Origin of the sequence: Kribbella sp. NPDC050124 (genome assembly GCF_044460355.1) — a bacterium.
In the GTDB taxonomy this organism is placed as follows: domain Bacteria; phylum Actinomycetota; class Actinomycetes; order Propionibacteriales; family Kribbellaceae; genus Kribbella.
This window is the reverse complement of record NZ_JBITJU010000017.1, coordinates 18726-37292: the sequence shown is the minus strand read 5'-3', so window position 1 is coordinate 37292 and position 18567 is coordinate 18726. Positions and strand designations below refer to the sequence as shown.

Sequence of the window (18567 nt, the reverse complement as noted above, 5' to 3'; positions counted from 1 at the left end):
CCGTGTGGTGCGGTGGGGCGGGAGTGGGCGCGGCGCGACGGGAGTCTGCGTGGTGCGGGGCGTGGGTGTGGTGCGGGAGTGGGCGGGGCGAGGGGAGTCGGCGTGGCATGAACTGGCGGGGTGTGGGGCACGGCGTGGTGCGACGGGAGTGGGTGTGGTGCGGTGCTGCAGGAGACGGCGTGGTGTGGCGTGGGGGCGAGTGTGTGGTGTGGGGCTAGGTGGTTCGGAAGGTTTCGAGGAGGGTGGGTGGGCCTAGTTGGCCGGGTTTTAGGAGGATTGTGAGGGCGTGGGTGGTGGGGGTGGGGGCGATTGAGCGGCACTCGACGACTCCGGTGCCGTAGTGGGGGGTGGTGGGTGTCAGCTCGAGGGCGGTGATGCCTAGGTTGCGGATGACTCGGCCTGAGGTGTCGCCGCCGGCTATTGCCACCCGGCGTACGGCGGTTTGTTGGGTGACTGTGCGGATGACTTCGGCGAGGGCGGTTGTCAGGTGGGGGAGGGACTCTGCGGCTGGGCGGTTTGCGTGGCCGGTGTGGACTACTACGCCTGGGGCGCCGGACTGGAGGCTTTGTACGGCTGCGGTTGCGGTGGGTTCTGCCTCGGTCAATTGGAGGATGGTCCAGCCGGCGGCGGCTGCTTGGTTGATTTGCTCGGCGGTTCGGGGGGATTGACTGCCTGAGACGGCCAGCACCTGGTGGTTGCCGGAGCGGTTGTGGGTTGAGCGGTTTGGTGCGGGACCAGGTGATTTGAGGTTCAGGGCGAGGGCTCGGGACAGGCCGCCCGAGCCGATGGTGTACGCCGGGGTGTTGTTGCTTGACGCAAGGATCGTGCTGCCGATCCGGTCGAGGTCCGTGTCGGTGAGCGCGTCGAGGATCAGCGCGTCGGCGGGGGAGTGGGTGTAGGTGTCGGCGAGGTCGGCGTACGTCGTGAGGTGGACGGCGTCGATCCTCAAGGACGTCTGGGCTGCTAGGTGGCGGCGGAGGTCGGATTCGGGCATGGGGGTGGTGGGGTGGCTGGCCATGGTGGGCTGGCGGTCGAGGCGGTGGATGGTGCCGGACTCGGCGGCGAAGTGGTGGCTGAAGACGGTGTAGCGGCCGAGTTCAGGTTGGGCGGCGAGGACCGGTACGGCCGTGGGGCCGAAGAGGGAGTGTCCTACTTCGAGGGCGCGGCCGATGCTGCCCAGGGTTGGCGAGGAGTCGGCGGTCGAGCAGATCTTGTACTGGACCACGCGCGGGTTGAGATCGCGCAGGGCGGTGAGGATCGGGCGGATCTCCGCTTCCTGCTCGTCAGGCGCAAGCGACCGCGCGATTCCGGCCACGCCGATGACGTCGTAGCGGGCTGCGAGAGCTTGGAGTTCGTCGGTGGGTGGTAGCTCGACCAGGAGGATTGATCGCAGGCCGCAGCGCTCGAACTGTCGTAGGGCATCCGTCGAGCCGGTGAAGTCGTCTCCGTAGAAGGCAGCTTCAAGCACGAGGCGTTCCGAAGGTTTTCAGGGCTTGGTGGAGGGCGGGGGTGGTGGCGGCTGCGGTGAGGAGGTCAGTGCCGGTGGTGGCGCTGTGCCAGGCGGTGCGCATGGCGGTTACGCCGGCGGCGGGGCCGTCGGGGTGGCCGTGGATGCCGCCGCCGGCTAGGACGAGAAGGTCGGTGGTGTTGGTGCGGCGGTAGGTTTCCGGGGCTAGACCGGGGGACTGGCCGGAGGAGAGGACGGGGAGGGTTTCGTAGGCGGAGCCGGGCGCGGCGGGGTCGAACAGGGGTTGCTGGACGGCGGTGATCGAGCGGAGGACTTGCTCGTCGGTTTCGTAGAACTTGTTGGACAGGCCGTTGGTGTGGAGGTGGTCGGCGCCGGCCAGGCGGGCCAGTTTCGACCAGGCGACGAAGTCGATGCCCAGGCCGGGGGCTCTGGTGAAGACGCCGGTCATTGCGCGGTGGCCGTGGATGGGGAGTTCGCAGCGTTGTCGCAACCAGGCGAGGCCGGCGAGGCCGATCAGGTTGACGCAGACCAGCACGCACGTACCGCCGGCGTCGCGGACGAGGTCGTGGTTGGCCGCCATGCGGTCGAGGTCGTCGGTGATGTTGAACGCGTACATCGGCCGTCGCCCGGTGCGGGCCGCGATCTTGTCCAGCTCCTCGGTGACGACTGCGACCCGATCGGCCAGTGGTGAGTGCGGCGGGTTGCCCATCAGCTCGTCGTCCTTGATGAAGTCGATGCCTGCCTCCGCGAGCTCACGGACGAGGATTCGCAGCTCCTCGACTGGCAACCCGATGCTGGGCTTCACGATCGTCCCGAGCAGTACGCCGTCCGGCCGCTGCAGCAGTTCGCGCGTGCCGGTCACGCCGTACTGCGGTCCTGGGTAGCGCTCGGCGAACGCCAGCGGGAGGTCGAGGTCGAGCAATCGGATCCCGGCTAGTTGACGCAGCTCGAAGAGGTTGCCGGCGACTGCGGCCAGCAGGTTTGGAAGGGAAGGACCGAAGTTGTCCAGGCCGAAGGCGATCTGCACCTGACCGCTTCGTCGCTGGGCGCCCGGCGGTCGGATGATCCCGGGCAGGTCACCATGATCGGTTGGTGGAAGCTCCTCGATCGCCACCACGCGGGCAGCGAACTGCTCCCGCAACTCAGCGGTCTCGCGGGCCACAGCCACGAACGTCCCCGTCGACTGCTCACCCGCGATCACCTCCGCCGCATGCTCCAGCGGGAGGTAACTCTCCACCAGGTACGTCGCCACTACCTCGGGCCGGCCGTTCATCGGGTCGGGTCAATCTGCAGCTTGAGGTGATCGATCCCGGAATCCATGGCTTCGAGGACCTCCGGTGTTCGATCGAAGGCGAATGTCTCCGTGAGGTAGGGACGGACATCCAGCACGCGGTCGTTCACCAAACGAGCCGCCTGGTGGAAGTCGGCGGGGGTGTAGATGGTCGAGCCCTGAATGGTGGTCTCCTTCAGCACAGCTGGATTGAGATCGACGGTCAGTGGACCGGCGAACATCGGCAGCAGGACCACGCGCCCGCGAGGACGAGTCAGGGCAAGCGCCTCAGCCAGACAACTCGGATGGCCGGAGGCGATCACGACGACATCGAAGCCACCGCCGGTGATGGCAGCGCCGGCTGTTGGCAGGTCGACGTCCGAAGGATCGACCACGTGCGGAACGCCTTGCCCAGCAAGGAACGAGCGGTTGTAGGGCTTCACATCGCTCACCAGCACGGTCGACGCCCCACGGATCCGGCTGACCGCCGCAACCAGGCTCCCGATTGGGCCACCACCCAGTACAGCGACCGATGAACCCGCCTCGACACCCCACGTGCAGTGCCACGCGACAGCCAACGGCTCGACCAACGCGCCCTCGTCGTACCCAACGCCATCCGCCAACGGAACCAGGACCCGTCCAGGCGCAGCGAAGTACTCACTCAGCATCCCCGGCCAGCCACCACCAGGTACACGCTTCCCAGCGCAGAGATGTGGATGCCCGGCCTCGCACCGCGCACACTTCCAGCACGACAAGGCAGGCAGTACGGCGACTCGATCGCCGACCGCGAAACCGGGATCGGACGAGGCAACCACCTCACCCGCACCCTCATGCCCCAACACGACCGGTGGTTTCCGGAACGGGTGGTGCCCGCGCCAGGTATGCAGATCCGACCCGCACAACCCGACGGCACGCATCCGGAGCAGCACGTCGCCGTCCGGCACCGGATCCGGCACCTCGGCCACGACAACCTGCCGCGCTGACTCGAGAACGGCTGCCCGCATGATGGTCCTCCTTCGATCGGGTCCCGCAAGTCTCCGCCGGAAAACGTCAAGAAAACAAGGCCGATTCGCCAGCCTGTGGATAGAGCGTTGACATCGCCCCTTCCAAGGGTAAAGGTTTTCCTCATGGTGACGATCCCGGCGACCCTGCTGCTCGAAGAGCGGGCCGCGCTGGCGATGAACGCGGTGACCGGCCTGGCCGACGACGACCTGGACGGCATCCCGTTCTTCAGCGCGAACCTGCTGGCCCGCCCTGCCCGCCTCGACCACGGCGACTGGGACTACGGCTCCAGCCACGGCCGGCTGACCGACGCGTACCTGCTCGCAAAGCAGATGACCGGCGGCACGGACTGGGACCCGCAGTGGGACAAGATTGCCGACCGCTACCGGCAGACCCTGTTCGACCTGCTGCACGAGGACGGCCTGACGTACCGGCGCGAGCACCCGCGCGGTCACTGGAAGGCGAACGCCAACCTGATCGACCAGCGCGCGACCCTGCTCGCCCTGGCCACGACCGTCGTCGCCACCGGCGATCCGGAAGCCAAGAAGGCAGCCGACAACCAGGTCGCAGCCCTGAAGCGCATTGCGATCAAGGAACGCGACGTCTGGTTCTACCCCGCGTCGGAGTACACCACCGAAGGCTGGCCGTCCTCCAACGCCATCGACCTGCACCTCGCACCGGACCCCGCGTCGTTCTCCGGGCGCCTGATCATGCCGCTGCTGCGCCACCACCAGGCGACCGGCAACCAGGACGCGCTGGAGCTCTGCGAGTGGTTCGCCCGCCTGATCGTCGAGAAGAGCGGTGTCTACCTCGAGGACGGCAGCTTCAACTCGGCCCGTGCGTACCGCAGCGGTCACTTCCACACCCGCGTCGGCACGCTCGAAGGACTCGCTCGGCTGGCCAGGCACACCGGTGACCACGGTCTGACGGAGTTCACCCGCCGCAGCTACGACTGGGTGCTCACGCAGGCCACCAGGTTCGGCTGGACCCCTGGCGACCTGGCCGACCAGCGCTACGAACACGAGACCTGCTCACTGGTCGACCTCATCGGCCTGGGTACGACGCTCGCCGGCAGCGGACTCACGTCGTACTGGCCGGTGGTGGAGCGCTACGTCCGCAACCACCTGGCCGCGTCGCAGCTGCAGGACGTGAGCTGGGTGCAGTGCGCGCCGGACCGAGCACAAGACATCCCCGGCTGGCGGACCTACGTGGACGTCGGAGAGCGCGTGCTGGGTGCGTTCTGTGGGTACGGCGCTCCCAACGACTACGTCTCCGACGTACCACTGGGCCGGGGGCACACCAACGACGTCCAGGCCTGCTGTGTCGGTTCCGGCGTCCGCGGTCTGTTCTGGGCGTGGAACAGCATCGTCACCGGCGACAGCAGCGTCACCAGAGTCAACCTGCTGCTGACCCGCGCCCACCACACGGTCGACGTGGTCAGCCACCTGCCGGTCGAAGGCAAGGTCGAGCTGACCGTCAACGAGCCAGTGGACGAGCTACGCGTCAGAGTCCCCGAGTGGGCAGGCTACGCACGTCTCAAGCTGCGGCGCGGTGACGAGGAGCGCACCGGCGCCGAACGCATCTGGGCGCCCGACGGCTACCTGTCCATCCCCAAACCGCACAAGGGCGAGCGGATCACGGTGACGTTCCCCATTGTCGAGCAGACCACCACTGAGCTTGCGGCCGGCAACGAGTTCCGGACCACCTGGCGCGGCGACGACGTGATCGCCATCGACCCGCACGGCCACTCGCGGCCCATGTACGGCGACCGCCCGGAACACGCCGGCGGTCTGCGTGACTACGAGCTCCATCGACCCGAAACGGAGTGGTCCTGGTGACAAGCGAGGCAACCGGCTGGCCGCTGACCGATCCGCCCAGCGTCCCGGCCCTGACGCCGTACGACCTTCGCTGTGAGCACCGGGTCGAGCCACTCGGCATCGGTACCGACCGGCCGCGGTTCAGCTGGCGGCTGGCCTCGCCGGTGCGTGGCGACCGGCAGGACGCGTTCCGACTCCGCTTGGAGCGCGACGGTGTCAAGGTGTGGGACAGCGGCTGGCGGACCGACCAGAGGACGTACGTCGACCACGGCGGCGCCCCGCTGACCTCGCAGACCGACTACATGTGGCGGCTGGAAGTGCGTGACGCAGCCGGGAAGGTGTGCGAGGCGTCGGCGACGTTCGCCACTGGCATCTTCCACCCGGAGGAGTGGCAGGCGCGCTGGATCGAGCACGACTACGAGACCGACCCGTACTTCGAGCCACCCGTCGACCGCGACGAGCCCCGCACGGTCCGCCAGGCCACAATCGCCGCACCTCGCTACTACCGCCGGTCCTTCGACCTGACGAAGCCGATCCGCAGAGCACGCGTCTACGCGACCGCTCACGGCCTCTACCAGCTCCAAGCCAACGGCCGGCGAGTAGGCAACGACGAGCTGACCCCAGGCTGGACCGACTACCGCTACCGCCTCGCCTACCAGACGTACGACGTCACCGACCTGCTGCAAGAAGGCGAGAACGTCGTCGCAGCAGTGCTCGGCGAGGGCTGGTGGTCCGGGTACGTCGGCTGGGACACCCGCAGCCACGCCCACCACTACGGCAAGAAGCCGCAACTGCTCGCCCAACTCGTCGTCGACCACACCGACGGCTCGCAGACCGTCATCGCGACCGACAGCAGCTGGGTTGAGCGCACCGGCCCACTGCGGTTCGCCGATCTGCTGATGGGGGAGTCGTACGACGCCCGCCTCGAGCTGGGCGACTGGTCGAGTCCCGGGTACGACGCCGCCGCCTGGGCGCCGGCCGGTGACGTCGGTGCGGACATATCGACATTGATTGCCGCCAGCACCGAACCGGTCCGCGTCACCGAGGACCTGCCGGCCCTCGAAGTAACGCGCAACGGCGACCACTACATCGTCGACCTCGGGCAGAACATCGCCGGCCGAGTCCGCCTGCGTGTACGCGGCGCCGCGGCAGGCGACCGGATCCGCCTGCGGCACGGCGAGATGCTCGAGTCCGACGGCAGCCTCTACACCGCCAACCTCCGGACCGCCGACGCTACGGACTACTACGTCAGCGCGGGCGGCGAGGGGGAGTTCTTCGAGCCGATCTTCACCGTCCACGGCTTCCGGTACGTCGAGATCGACGGCTACCCGGGTGAGCTCACGACGGCCGATGTCACCGGCCGCGCGCTGCACTCGGACACGCCCGTCGCCGGGCGGTTCGAGTGCTCCGACGCGGGCGTCAACCAGCTGCTGAGCAACATCCGCTGGGGCCAGCGTGGCAACTTCGTCAGCGTGCCGACGGACTGCCCGCAGCGCGACGAGCGCCTCGGCTGGACGGCGGACGCCCAGATCTTCCTGCCGACCGCGGCGTACCAGGCCGACGTCCTGACCTTCTTCGAGAACTGGATGGGCGACCTCGCCGTCGCGCAGACCGACGAAGGCGCGATCCCGGACGTCATCCCGCACGTGATCACCGGCCGCCACGGCACGCCCGCCTGGGCCGACGCCGCGACCATCGTCCCGTGGACGCTCTACCGGACGTACGGCGACGAACGCGTCCTGAAGCAGGCCTGGCCGACGATGCGACGCTGGGTCGACTACGTCCGCCAGGCCAACCCGGACCTGATCTGGCGCAACCGGACCAGCGGCCACTACGGCGACTGGCTGCAGGTCGGCGTACGGACGGATCGTGACGTGCTCGCGACGGCGTACTTCGCTCGCAGCGCGGAGTTCACCGCCGCCGCGGCGCGCGTGCTCGGGCTGGACGACGAAGCCAAGAGGTACGGCGAGCTGCGGGACCGGATCGCGGCTGCGTTCGTCCGGGAGTTCGTAGACGCCGAGGGCAAGGTCCGGGGCGACACACAGACCGGGTACCTGTTGCCGCTGGCGTTCGGACTGCTGCCGGAGGAGCACGAGCAGGCGGCAGTGAAGCACCTGGTCGCGGATCTGGAGCAGCGTGGCCGGTCGTTGACGACTGGGTTCGCGGGTGTGGCGTTGCTGTGCCCGATCCTGACCAAGTACGGGCACTCCGAGCTCGCATACGAGCTGTTGCACGACGACCGGTATCCGTCCTGGGGTTACTCGATCCGGCACGGCGCCACGACGATCTGGGAGCGCTGGGACGGCTGGACGGAGGAGAGCGGATTCGGACCGGTCGCGATGAACTCGTTCAACCACTACTCCCTCGGATCGGTCGGCGAGTGGCTGTACGGCGGCGTCGCCGGCATCGACCAGGCCGTGGACTCGGTCGCCTTCCGTCAGCTGGTGATCAGGCCGCGCCCGGGTGGCCGGTTGACGTGGGCCGAGGGTGCCTACGACACACCCACCGGGCGGGTGTCCACGCGCTGGGAGGTCAACGACGGCAAGTTCGCCCTGGAGGTGGTGATCCCACCGGGCACGACAGCAACCGTTCACGTGCCGACGAGCGACCCCGAGTCCGTGCAGGAGTCGAAGCGGCCGCTTGCCGAGCAGGACGGGATCGAGGTGCTGGAGTCGGCCGACCGGGCGCTGGTGTGCCGAGTCCCGTCAGGGAGCTACAGCTTCACCGCCGCCGGCGTGTAGCGCGGGCGGTCGAGGCCCGCACTACCAGCTCGCCGGCGAGGTGAGTGGTGTTGGCCGGGGCCGTCGGGCTGAAGTGTTGCCAGGCCAGGCGGCCCAGTTCGACAGTGGAGACGGCGTACGTCGTGAGGCCGGGGTCGGTGTGGGCGCTCATGGGCGCGTCGTCGACGCCGGCCACGGAGACGTCGTCCGGGACACTCACACCCAACTCGCGCAGCCGGCTGAGCACTCCGACGGCCACGTGGTCGTTGAAGGCGATCAATGCGGTCGGCCGGTGCGTGAGCGCCTCGTCGACCGCGTCATAGCCGTCCCGCAGGGCCGAGCCGCACGGCACGCGGATGATGGTCTGGCCGGCCGCCTCGGCGACCCGGAAACCGCGCTGGCGTTGCTGGTCCGACCAGGCGTTGGGCGGGCCCTCGAGGTACACGATCCGCTTGTGGCCGAGTGATCCGAGGTGCTCGCACAGCAGCCGGACGCCGTGGTGGTAGTCGACGACCACGGCTCCCACCGACGGATGACGCAGTACCCGGTTGATCAGCACCAGTTTGCGGCTGGCGGCGGCGACCTCCTTCAGCCGGGGCGAGCTCATGCGCGGCGCGCACAGCAGCAGCCCGTCGACCCAGCGGGCCAGCTCGATGGCCGCGCGGTACTCCCGGTCCGGGTCCTCGTCGGTCCCGGCGACCAGCGTGTGGTTCCCGTCGGCGGCTGCCTCGGCGGAGATGCCCTTGAGGATCTCGGCGAAGTACGGGTTGCCGAGATCGGGAGCGACCACTCCGACCGTCTGGCTGCTGCCGCGCAGCAGCGTCTGGGCGGCCGGGTTCGGCCGGTAGCCGACCTCGGCGGCCGCGGCGCGGACCCGGTAGGCGACCTGGTCCGAGACCGGCTTGCCGCCGCTGAGCACCCGGGACACAGTCGCGGTGGAGACCTCCGCGAGCCTGGCCACGTCGTGGATCGTCACCCGGCCGGCGCGATCTCTGGTCGACTTTCTCACCGGCTCATTGGATCACGTCCGCCCGCGATTCGCTTCCACCACAAGCATGTAAACCTTTTCCCGACAAATCGTGTCGAGGCCTTGACGCCGGGCGCGAGCGCTGCGACGGTAGCCGAGGAAAAGGATTACCCGCCCACCGCCCCGGGCCTTCCGAACGGCGGTCCGCGCGAGGAGACCACCGTGAAAAGACCCTTGATCAGCCTGTGCCTCGTCATCGCGGCCGGGATCGGCCTGCTGACCGTTCCGGTCGGTACGGCGACCTCCGCGACCGACCGAGCGACCGCGAACCCGGCCACCTTCGGCCCGTTCGACCCGCGGATCGAGCTCGACGGACACTGGGGCCGCGACGACGACGTGGCGATCACCGTGAACTCCGGCTCGTCGCTGCGGTTCCGTTTCACCGGCGACCGGCTCGGCGCCTGGTTCGACACCGAGGCGATCACCAACCCCGCGCAGCTCTACGTCTCGGTCGACGGCGCCGAGCCCGTCCTGGTCAAGGTCGACGAGGACCACAAGGTGTTCGTCGAGGGCCTCGATCCGGCCGTCGCGCACACCGCGGAGATCCTGGTCAAGGACGTCGACGAGTACGCGAACCGCTGGATCGTGCCGCTGCAGTCCGGTGTCGTCCTCGAGAAGATCGAGCTCGCCCCGCTGGCCACGCTGATCCCGCTGCCGACCACGGCCGAGCACCGGATCGAGTTCTACGGCGACTCGATCACCCAAGGCATGATGGCGCTCTGCCCGGAGCTCGGCGCGGACTGCGCCGACGGCACCAAGGCCTACCCGCAGCTGGTCGGCAAGGCGTTCGGCGCCGACACGAACCAGGTCGGCTTCGGCAAGCAGGGCATCATCCAGCCCGGGCACGGCAACGTCGGCACGGCGTCGGAGTCGTTCGGCTGGAACCTGGCCGGCTTCCCGGCGACACCGTCCGACCCCGGCGCGATCGTGGTGAACTTCGGCACGAACGACGCGCCGTACCCGAGCAGTGAGTTCACCCCCGAGTACGGCGCCTACCTCCAGCAGCTCCGCGCCGCGAACCCACGCAGCCTGATCCTCGCGATGCGCCCCTTCAACGGCACCCACGCGGCAGACATCGCGCAAGCCGTCGCGGCGGCGAAGGACCGAAGGATCGTGTACGTCGACACGACCGGCTGGCTCGGTGCGGACGACTACAACGGCAGCACTCACCCCAACGTCAACGGTCACCAGGTCGCCGCCGCCAAGCTGACCAAGGTCGTCCAGCGACTGACCGGCTGGCGGACCGAGGGCCTGAGCAGTCCCGTCCTGTCCCCACAAGGTACGGCGGCCGCCACCTGCTCGGACACCACGCTCCGCATGACCTTCCAGGGTCCGGTGCGACTCGGTGTCCAGGGCAAACTGCGGATCCACCGGTCCGGTGGCGAGGTTGTCGACACGATCGATCTCGCGGACCTCACGTCGTACCAGCGCTTCGTCGGCGGCGCCCGTTCGGACTACGGGCAGCTGCACACCTGGACCTACCAGGCGGTCACGGTCGACGGCCGGACGGTCTCGATCCACCCGCATCAGCGGCTGGCGCCGGGTCAGGTGTACTACGTCACCGTCGATCCCGGATTCGTCGTCGGGCACCCCGGAATCGACAAGTGGATGTTCCGGACCCAGCACGACCCGGCCTCGGACAGCAGGCTTCAGGTGGGCCCGGATGGCGACTTCTGCACGGTCCAGGCCGCGATCGACTTCGTGGCGGAGGGCAACAAGTCCCGCATCGACGTGGCGCCGGGCCTCTACCGCGAGCTGATCTACGTCCCGCAGACCAAGCCAGGCATCACGATCGTCGGGTCGGGCGCCGGCCGTACGGTCATCGGCTACCCGAACAACAACCTGCTGAACGGCGACTCCGCGATGGCGAACGTCCCGATCGAGCAGGCGTACTGCCCGCGCCGGGTGCTCGCCCAACCGGACCGGTTCAACTGCTGGCGGGCCGCGTTCGGCGTGGACGCCGACGATTTCACTCTGGTCGACGCGACCGTGCAAAACCTGACGCCGTACCGCGGGTCCCAGGCCGAGGCGTTCCGCGGCAACGGCGAGCGGATCGTGCTCGCCCGGGTCCGGATCCTCGGGTACCAGGACAGCCTGCGGCTGCAGGGCAAGGGCTTCGTGACCGACAGCTACGTCGAGGGTGACGTCGACTTCGTCTGGGGGACCGGTGGCGTCTTCGTCCAGGACTCCGAGCTGAAAGCGCTGCACGAGGGTTACTACAACCAGGTCCGCAACACCGACAACGGGCCCGGCAACATCTTCGTGAACGTGCGGCTGACCCGCGGTCCGGACGCGCCCGACGACAGCGTGTTCCTCGGCCGGGTGGAGCTCAGCCGGTTCCCGACCAGCCAGGTCGTGTTCCTCGACTCGGCGATGGACGCCCATGTGAAGAAGCAGGGTTTCCAGATCACCAGCCCCAACGACTGTGCCGCCGCCGGCCAGGTCCGGTTCTGGGAGTACCGCAGTACCGACCTGTCCGGACGGCCGCTCGACACCAGTGCGCGACTGGCGTGCTCCCGGCAACTCAGTGACGACGAGGCGGCCTGGCTGCGCGACCCGTCGAACGTGTTCGGCGGCTGGCAGCCGGTCGTCCCCCGCCCCGAAAGGTGAACCCCTCATGATCAACCGCAGGACCGTCCTCGGCGGCGCCCTCGCCGCAACCGCCGCCACCGGCTGGCAGGCCGCAACAGCAGCAGCCACCGACGATCCCAACGGCGTCCGTCCGCATCCGGCGCCGCGGCCGGTCGCCCCGGTGAACGCCGCGATTGCCGCCGAGCACAGCGCGGCGTACAAGACGCTGCCCCAGGTGGTCGTCGGCGTCGACGTCGAGGATCTGATGAAGATCCACACGGCCGCCGACGCGGACGCCCTGCGTCCACAGCTGGTCGCGCAGGTGTGGAAGGACACGGGCGTGCTGCCGACCGGCCTTCCGACGGTACGGCGTGAGGTCGAGACGCCGGCCGAGTTGCCTGCGCTGACCGGCGTACGGCGCTACGACCGGCTCGAGGTCTCCATGCCGTTCGGGTACGTCGCGACCGTCTTCGTGGTGGAGCCGGTACAGCGGACGCACCGCCGGGTCGCGTTCTACCACAACGGGCACGGTGAACCGCTCGACACGTTGCAGCGGGTCACGCAGGGCCTGCTGGACCACGGGTACGTCGTCCTGCTGTTCGCGATGCCGTTCTACCACTGGAACCCGAAGACGCTGCAGGACCCGGTCGACCCGACGGTGCAGCAGCAGCCGTCGCACAACGACCTGAACTTGTGGGAGTCGGCGTCGTACTCACCGCTGGCGCTGTTCCTGGAGCCGCTCGCGGTGGCGATGAACCACGTGCAGGCGACGTACCGGCCGTCGTCGGTGCAGATGGTCGGGCTGTCCGGCGGTGGCTGGGCGACCACGATCTACCCGGCGCTGGATCCCCGGATCACCCGGTCATACCCGACCGCCGGCTCGCTGCCGTTCTTCGTCCGGCCCGGATCGCCGAAGCCGAGCCCGACGCGCGGCGACTGGGAGCAGCGGGCGGACAAGCAGCCCGGGTTCTACGGGCTCGCCGACTTCCCGGACATCTACGCACTGGGCTCGGTCGGACCGCACCGTCGGCAGTTGCAGATCCTCAACCGGTTCGACGACTGCTGCTTCAACGGGGTCGGCCATCGCTCGTACGAGGCCGCCGTACGGCACCGGATCACCCTGATCGGGACCGATGCCGTCAGCAACGAGACCAACGGGCACTGGGAGATCCTCGAGGACGCCACCCACGGCGACCACACGATCAGTCCCTACGCCCTGTCGGTCATCCTCTGGGACCTCGACGTGAATTGCGCCCACCTGCCGTAGTCCGCGGACACCAAACGGGGACCTCGGACACCTGGTCAGATGTCCGAGGTCTCCGTTTCCTGTCCGCTCTCAGCGGAGTTGGTGGACGTCGGTGATGGGGTGCCCGTTCACGGTGACGTTGTCGAAGGTGAGGGCGGCGTGCTGCACGGTGCTCGGGGCGTCGACGGTGAAGTCGCAGTCGACCAGCCGGAAGTCCTGGATGGGGGAGCGCCGGTAGCCGCGCAGCATCAACGCGTTGCGGGCGTGCCGGACCGTGACGTCGCGGAGCTCGACGTTGCGCACCGCCGGCGTCAGCGGTCCGGTGTCGCCCTCACCGCGGAAGAAGTTGCACTGGACGACTTCCTTCAGCAGGTTCGAGATGGCGATGTCGCGCAGGTAGATGTTCTCGGCGAAGCCGCCGCGGATCGAGTTGGTCTTGATGTAGAGCCCGAAGTACAGCGCGGGTCCGCCGATCGTGCAGTTGCGGGCGAACACGTTGCGGACGCCGCCGGTCATGTCCGACCCCAGCGTGATCGCGCCGTACTTCACCCGCATCACGCAGTCCTCGATCAGGATGTCCTCCGACGGCACGTTCACCATCAGCCCGTCCGCCTCGCGGCCCGACTTGATCGCGATGCAGTCGTCGCCGGCGTCGAACGTGCAGCCGCGGATCACCACCGACCGGCAGGACTCCACGTCGACGCCGTCGTTGTTCGGGCCCTGGGTGTCGACGACGACGTCCTGCACGGTCACGTTCCGGCAGAGCACCGGGTGGACCTCCCAGAACGGCGACCGGACGATCGTCACGCCCTCGATCAGGACGTTCGTGCACTCGTACGGCTGGATGAAGCTCGACCGCAGGTGGTACCCGGGCCCGTAGACGCGTTCCTGCAGCGGTACGCCGAACGCGCTCTGCGCCCGCAGGTTCGCGAAGTCCTCGTCGCACTCGTGGAACCAGCCCCACCAGTTGTCCCAGTCCGCCTGGCCGTCGAGGGTGCCGGAGCCGGTGATCGCGATGTCGGTGCACCCGTGCGCGTAGATGAACGGCGAGTAGTTGAGCACCTCCAGACCCTCGTAGCGGGTCTGCACGACCGGCAGGTAGTCGGCGGGATCCGTGCTGAACAGCAGGGTCCCGGCGACGTGCAGGTTGACGTACGACTTCAGGTGGACCGCGCCGGTGCGGAACGTCCCCTCCGGCACCACCACCCGTCCGCCGCCGGCCGCGTGGCACGCCTCGATCGCGGCCCGGATCGCCTTGGTCGCATCGGTCGAGCCGTCACCGATCGCGCCGTACGCCGTGATCGGGAAGTCGGCGTCCGGGAAGGTCGGCGGCCGGACGTCGGCCAGGATCTGGTCGGCGCCTTCCCAACCCATCAGATCTGTCCACCCCATCAGTTGTCGACCCGCACGCCGTTGATCCAGACCTGGTCGAGCCGGAGGTCCTCGACGTACTGGATCGAGTTCTCCTCCTCCATCTGGTCGAAGCGGCAGGCGTGCAGCCAGATGTCGCGGAGCGGGTCGTCGACCAGGCCGAGCAGGTTGAGGGCCCGCGGCGCGGCGACCGCGGTCAACTGGCTGATGGTGATGCCGTGCACGTCCGGCGGATAGGCGCCGGTGATCACGTTCGCGTAGTTGAGCACGATCTCGATCACCGCGTCCGCGGCCTGTCCGACGGTCACCCGCCGTACGTCGATGTTCGCGATGGTGCCGCCGCGTTGCGGGTTGCTCTTGATCCGGATCGCGCGTTCCAGCCGCGGGCTGCTCATCCGGCAGTCGCGGACGTAGATGTCCATCACGCCACCGGTCGTCTCGCTGCCGGCGGTCACGCCGCCGTTCCCGTCGGCCATCTCGCAGTCGCGGACGACCGCGTACCGGGTCGGGACGTTCACCCGCCGGCCGTCCGCGTCCTTGCCCGCCTTGAACGCGATGCAGTCGTCACCGGTGGAGATCGTGCACCGCTCGATCAGGACGTCGGTGCAGGACTCCGGGTCGATGCCGTCGTTGTTCGGGCCGTGCGGGCTGTCGACGGTCACGTCGCGGATGGTCACGTTGCGGCACAGCACCGGGTGGATGTTCCACATCGGCGAGTCCTTGACCGTGATGCCGTCGAGCAGGATGTTCTGGCAGCGGTTGAACTGCAGCAGGTTCGGCCGCAGGTAATGACCCTCGCCGAACACCCGCTGCTCGACCGGCACGCCGTCCGCGGCCATGGTCAGCAGCAACGTCTTGTCGGGACCTTCGTTCGGCGGCGGTCCGCCGGTCCAGTCCCACCAGTGCGTCGCGTCCGCACGGCCGTCAAGGACGCCGGAACCCGTGACCGCGATGTTGCGCTGCCGATAGGCGTAGACGAAGGGGGAGTAGTTGTAGCACTCCGTGCCTTCGTACCGGGTCGGCACCACCGGGAGATACGCAGCCGGGTCCTGACTGAACGCGAGCCTCGATCCTTCCTGCAGGTGCAGGTCGACGTTGCTGAGCAGATGTACGGCGCCGGTCCGGAAGTTCCCCGCCGGTACGACGACATGGCCGCCGCCGGCCTGGTGACACGCCTGGATCGCGGCCCGGATCGCCGCCGTGCAGTCCGTCGCGTCGTCGCCGACCGCGCCGAACTCGGTGATGTCGAACCAGCGGTCCGGGAAGCGTGGCGGGACGATGCGGCTCAGGATCCGCTGGATCTGCGCGTCCGCGGCGGCGTCATCCAGGCCTGCGGGACCGGTCGAGGCGGCGGCCGGGGCGGTGCCGCCGCCTATCAACGCTCCTGTCGCGAGTGCTCCTCCAGTCAGCAACAGGGTGCGTCGACGGAGCTGTTCGGACATGGGCGACCTCCTGCGGGTGCAAACGATTGCAACCGATCGTGCCCGGGTCCGCCCGAGGTGTCAACGGCTGGGCGTCACGAAGTCTTGACCGCGTTGGAATCTCTTGGATACTTGCGTGCAAAGGTTTACCCGAAGAGGTCGTCTCTGGCGATTCCAGAGACGACCTAATCGACCGGAAGGTGCCCGCCCATGCATCACAGCCGTCGTCGCATCCTCGGACTCGGTCTCGGTGGAGTCGTTGCCGCAGGCATGAGTTCCCAGCTGCCCGCCGTGGCGAGCAGTGACCGTGAGTGGTCGGTGCGGTCCAGGATCCGGCCGCCGCGGTTCCGGGACGCGTGGTTCCCGATCACGGAGTACGGCGCCACCCCGGACAACGCGACCGCCGGCATCGCAGGCGCGATCCGTGCCTGTCACGAGTCCGGCGGCGGCCATGTCATCGTACCGCCCGGCGTCTGGAACACCGGAGCGATCCAGCTGCTCAGCAAGGTGGATCTGCACCTGAAGGATGGCGCGACGCTCCGATTCAGCACGGATCCGGCCGACTACCTGCCGGTTGTCCGTACTCGCTGGCAGGCTGTGGAGGTCTACAACTACTCGTCGCTGATCCGGGCCGAGGGGCAGACCGACATCGCGATCACCGGTCGCGGGACTCTCGACGGCGCCGGCGACAACGAGCACTGGTGGTACTGGATCGGCAGTGGTCAGTACGGCTGGCGTCCCGGTCTGCCGAACCAGCGGGCCGACTGGGGTGAGCTCGAGCGCATGAACAACGAGCAGGTCCCGGTCGACCAGCGGGTCTTCGGCGCCGGCCACTACCTGCGGCCGAGCTTCGTCCAGCCGTTCCGCTGCACGAACGTGCTGATCGAAGGCGTGACCGTGCGGAACTCGCCGATGTGGACGATCCATCCGGTCGAGTGCAGCAACGTCACCGTTCAGGGCGTCACCGTCGACAACCTCGGCCCGAACGGCGACGGCTGCAACCCCGAGTCCTGCACCGACGTGCTGATCCGGGACTGCACCTTCAAGACCCACGACGACTGCATCGCGATCAAGTCCGGGCGGGACGCCGACGGGCGCCGGCTCGGCCTGCCGTCGCGCGGGATCATCGTCGAGGACTGCACCTTCGTCAGCGGCGGCGCCGCGGTCGCGGTCGGCAGCGAGATGAGCGGCGGCGTGGAGGACGTCTGGATCCAGCGGCTGCGCATGCCGCCCGACCCGGCCGCGGACGAGGCCTGGATGCAGTGGGTGCTGTGCGTGAAGTCGACCTCGACCCGCGGCGGGTACGTCCGGAACATCAACGTGCACGACGTCGACTCGCAGGCCTGGATGTATCGTCCACTCGAGATCACCTTCAGCTACATGGGAGGTGGCAACCAGTCGCTGTTCCCCGACGTGCGCGACATCCGGTTCGACCGGGTCCGGGTGGCGCGGGCCGAGCGGGCATATCGCATGGTAGGAGCGGAGGCCCGGCGGATTCGTTTCGTCGCGGTCACCAACAGCCGGTTCGACGCGGTCGCGGCGGAAGCTGTCGTACAGTACGCCGACGACGTGACGATCCGGAACGTCTGGGTCGGAGGAACGCAGGTGGGGTGACGGCGCCCCGCCTGAGCACAGGGCGAGGTGAGCGTGGCGGAGCGGGTTCGGCTGATCGACGTGGCGCGCGAGGCGGGCACGTCGGTGTCGACGGTGTCCCGGGCGCTGAACGGCTCCGACCTGATCTCACCCGAGGTGGTCGCGCACGTGCGCGCGGTGGCCGGCGAGCTCGGCTACCGCGCCGACAAGCGGGCGCAGGAGTTCAAGCTGGGCCGGCCGCTGACCGTCGGCGTGACTGTGCCGGACCTGGCGAACCCGTTCTTCTCCGAGGTGCTGAAGGGGCTTGCGGCCGCCGCTCGCGCCGGGGGCTACCGGCTGCTGATCGGGGAGAGCAGCGAGGATCCGGCGGAGGAGCTGCGGCTCGTCGAGGAGCTCGTGGACCACTCCGGCGCGCTCGTGCTGTGCAGTTCGCGGCTCACCCGGGCCGGTCTGGAGCAGGCGCTCGGGCTGCCGGTGCCGGTCGTGTGCATCAACCGGACGGTCAAGAACGCGGGCGTGGTCGCGATCGACTACCGCGCCGCGAGCCGACTGCTTCTGGAGCACCTCACCGGTCTAGGCCACCGGCGGGTCCTGTACGTCGGGGGTCCGGCGACGTCCTGGTCGGACGGCGAGCGCCGGCGGACATTGCGCCGTACGGCGAGATCCTTGGACGTCACGCTGGACGAGATCGAGGGCGGGTGGGCCGGACACCACGGGTACGACGCCGGCCCGACCGTGATGCGGAGTCGCGCGACCGCCGTGATCACGTTCAACGACCTGGTCGGCGTCGGATTGCTCAGCTGGCTGCACGACAACGACGTGGAAGTCCCCACTGAGTTGTCGGTTGCCTCCTACGACGACATCCCGATTGCCGCCTACGCCCGCCCGCCCCTCACGTCGTTGCGCAACGACCGCGCACGCCTGGGCGAGCTCGCGTGGCAGCAACTCTCCGCCCGCCTGTCCGGCGAGGACTGGCCGAAACCCGACCTCCTGACGCCGGAGCTGGTTCTCCGCGCAAGCACTGGCCGTGCCCGCCGCCGTGCCCGGATCACCTGAAAAGT

General features: G+C 68.8%; 12 protein-coding genes. 6 read left to right on the top strand and 6 right to left on the bottom strand.

Going from position 1 to position 18567, the window contains the following annotated elements; all coding sequences use genetic code 11:
- Positions 1–214 precede the first annotated feature (214 nt).
- The 3 genes from ACIBL3_RS31295 to ACIBL3_RS31285 are packed head-to-tail and all read right to left on the bottom strand — an operon-like array spanning position 215 to position 3742.
- On the bottom strand, positions 215–1468 hold the full coding sequence (locus tag ACIBL3_RS31295) for a four-carbon acid sugar kinase family protein (RefSeq protein ID WP_396357339.1): 1254 nt from the start codon (positions 1466–1468) through the stop codon (positions 215–217).
- Complete coding sequence (locus tag ACIBL3_RS31290; protein ID WP_396357338.1) at positions 1461–2741, bottom strand: RuBisCO large subunit C-terminal-like domain-containing protein; 1281 nt, start codon at positions 2739–2741, stop codon at positions 1461–1463. The genes ACIBL3_RS31295 and ACIBL3_RS31290 overlap by 8 nt, the downstream gene beginning before the upstream one ends.
- Positions 2738–3742: a zinc-binding dehydrogenase gene (locus ACIBL3_RS31285; RefSeq protein ID WP_396357337.1), complete on the bottom strand. Its 1005-nt coding sequence runs from the start codon at positions 3740–3742 to the stop codon at positions 2738–2740. The genes ACIBL3_RS31290 and ACIBL3_RS31285 overlap by 4 nt, the downstream gene beginning before the upstream one ends.
- 123 nt (positions 3743–3865) lie before the next feature.
- On the opposite strand from ACIBL3_RS31285, the gene ACIBL3_RS31280 reads away from it, so the two are divergent.
- Positions 3866–5578 (top strand): hypothetical protein, encoded by a 1713-nt coding sequence (locus ACIBL3_RS31280; RefSeq protein WP_396357336.1) that lies wholly within the window; start codon positions 3866–3868, stop codon positions 5576–5578.
- Positions 5575–8298: a glycoside hydrolase family 78 protein gene (locus tag ACIBL3_RS31275; RefSeq protein WP_396357335.1), complete on the top strand. Its 2724-nt coding sequence runs from the start codon at positions 5575–5577 to the stop codon at positions 8296–8298. The genes ACIBL3_RS31280 and ACIBL3_RS31275 overlap by 4 nt, the downstream gene beginning before the upstream one ends.
- Here the strand turns inward: ACIBL3_RS31275 and ACIBL3_RS31270 are convergent.
- The gene (locus ACIBL3_RS31270; RefSeq protein ID WP_396357334.1) at positions 8279–9286 is read right to left on the bottom strand and encodes a LacI family DNA-binding transcriptional regulator; all 1008 of its coding nucleotides are present in this window, start codon (positions 9284–9286) and stop codon (positions 8279–8281) included. The genes ACIBL3_RS31275 and ACIBL3_RS31270 overlap by 20 nt on opposite strands.
- Before the next feature lie 180 nt (positions 9287–9466).
- Here ACIBL3_RS31270 and ACIBL3_RS31265 point away from each other — a divergent pair, with 180 nt between their 5' ends.
- Entirely contained in the window at positions 9467–11914 is a 2448-nt protein-coding gene (locus ACIBL3_RS31265; protein WP_396357333.1) for a pectinesterase family protein, read from the top strand.
- A gap of 7 nt (positions 11915–11921) precedes the next feature.
- Positions 11922–13142, top strand: a complete 1221-nt coding sequence (locus tag ACIBL3_RS31260) for a hypothetical protein (protein ID WP_396357332.1) — start codon at positions 11922–11924, stop codon at positions 13140–13142.
- 69 nt (positions 13143–13211) lie between these two features.
- Here the strand turns inward: ACIBL3_RS31260 and ACIBL3_RS31255 are convergent, their stop codons facing one another.
- Both ACIBL3_RS31255 and ACIBL3_RS31250 read right to left on the bottom strand, forming a co-directional pair.
- The gene (locus ACIBL3_RS31255; RefSeq protein WP_396357331.1) at positions 13212–14495 is read right to left on the bottom strand and encodes a glycoside hydrolase family 28 protein; all 1284 of its coding nucleotides are present in this window, start codon (positions 14493–14495) and stop codon (positions 13212–13214) included.
- A 17-nt stretch (positions 14496–14512) separates the two neighbouring features.
- Positions 14513–15934: a glycoside hydrolase family 28 protein gene (locus ACIBL3_RS31250; RefSeq protein ID WP_396357330.1), complete on the bottom strand. Its 1422-nt coding sequence runs from the start codon at positions 15932–15934 to the stop codon at positions 14513–14515.
- 189 nt (positions 15935–16123) lie between these two features.
- Between ACIBL3_RS31250 and ACIBL3_RS31245 the strand changes: the two genes are divergently transcribed.
- Both ACIBL3_RS31245 and ACIBL3_RS31240 read left to right on the top strand, forming a co-directional pair.
- Positions 16124–17527, top strand: coding sequence for a glycoside hydrolase family 28 protein (locus ACIBL3_RS31245; protein ID WP_396357329.1), 1404 nt, complete (start codon positions 16124–16126; stop codon positions 17525–17527).
- Positions 17528–17560: 33 nt separating this feature from the next.
- Positions 17561–18562 (top strand): LacI family DNA-binding transcriptional regulator, encoded by a 1002-nt coding sequence (locus tag ACIBL3_RS31240; RefSeq protein ID WP_396357328.1) that lies wholly within the window; start codon positions 17561–17563, stop codon positions 18560–18562.
- The last annotated feature ends 5 nt before the right edge of the window (positions 18563–18567 follow it).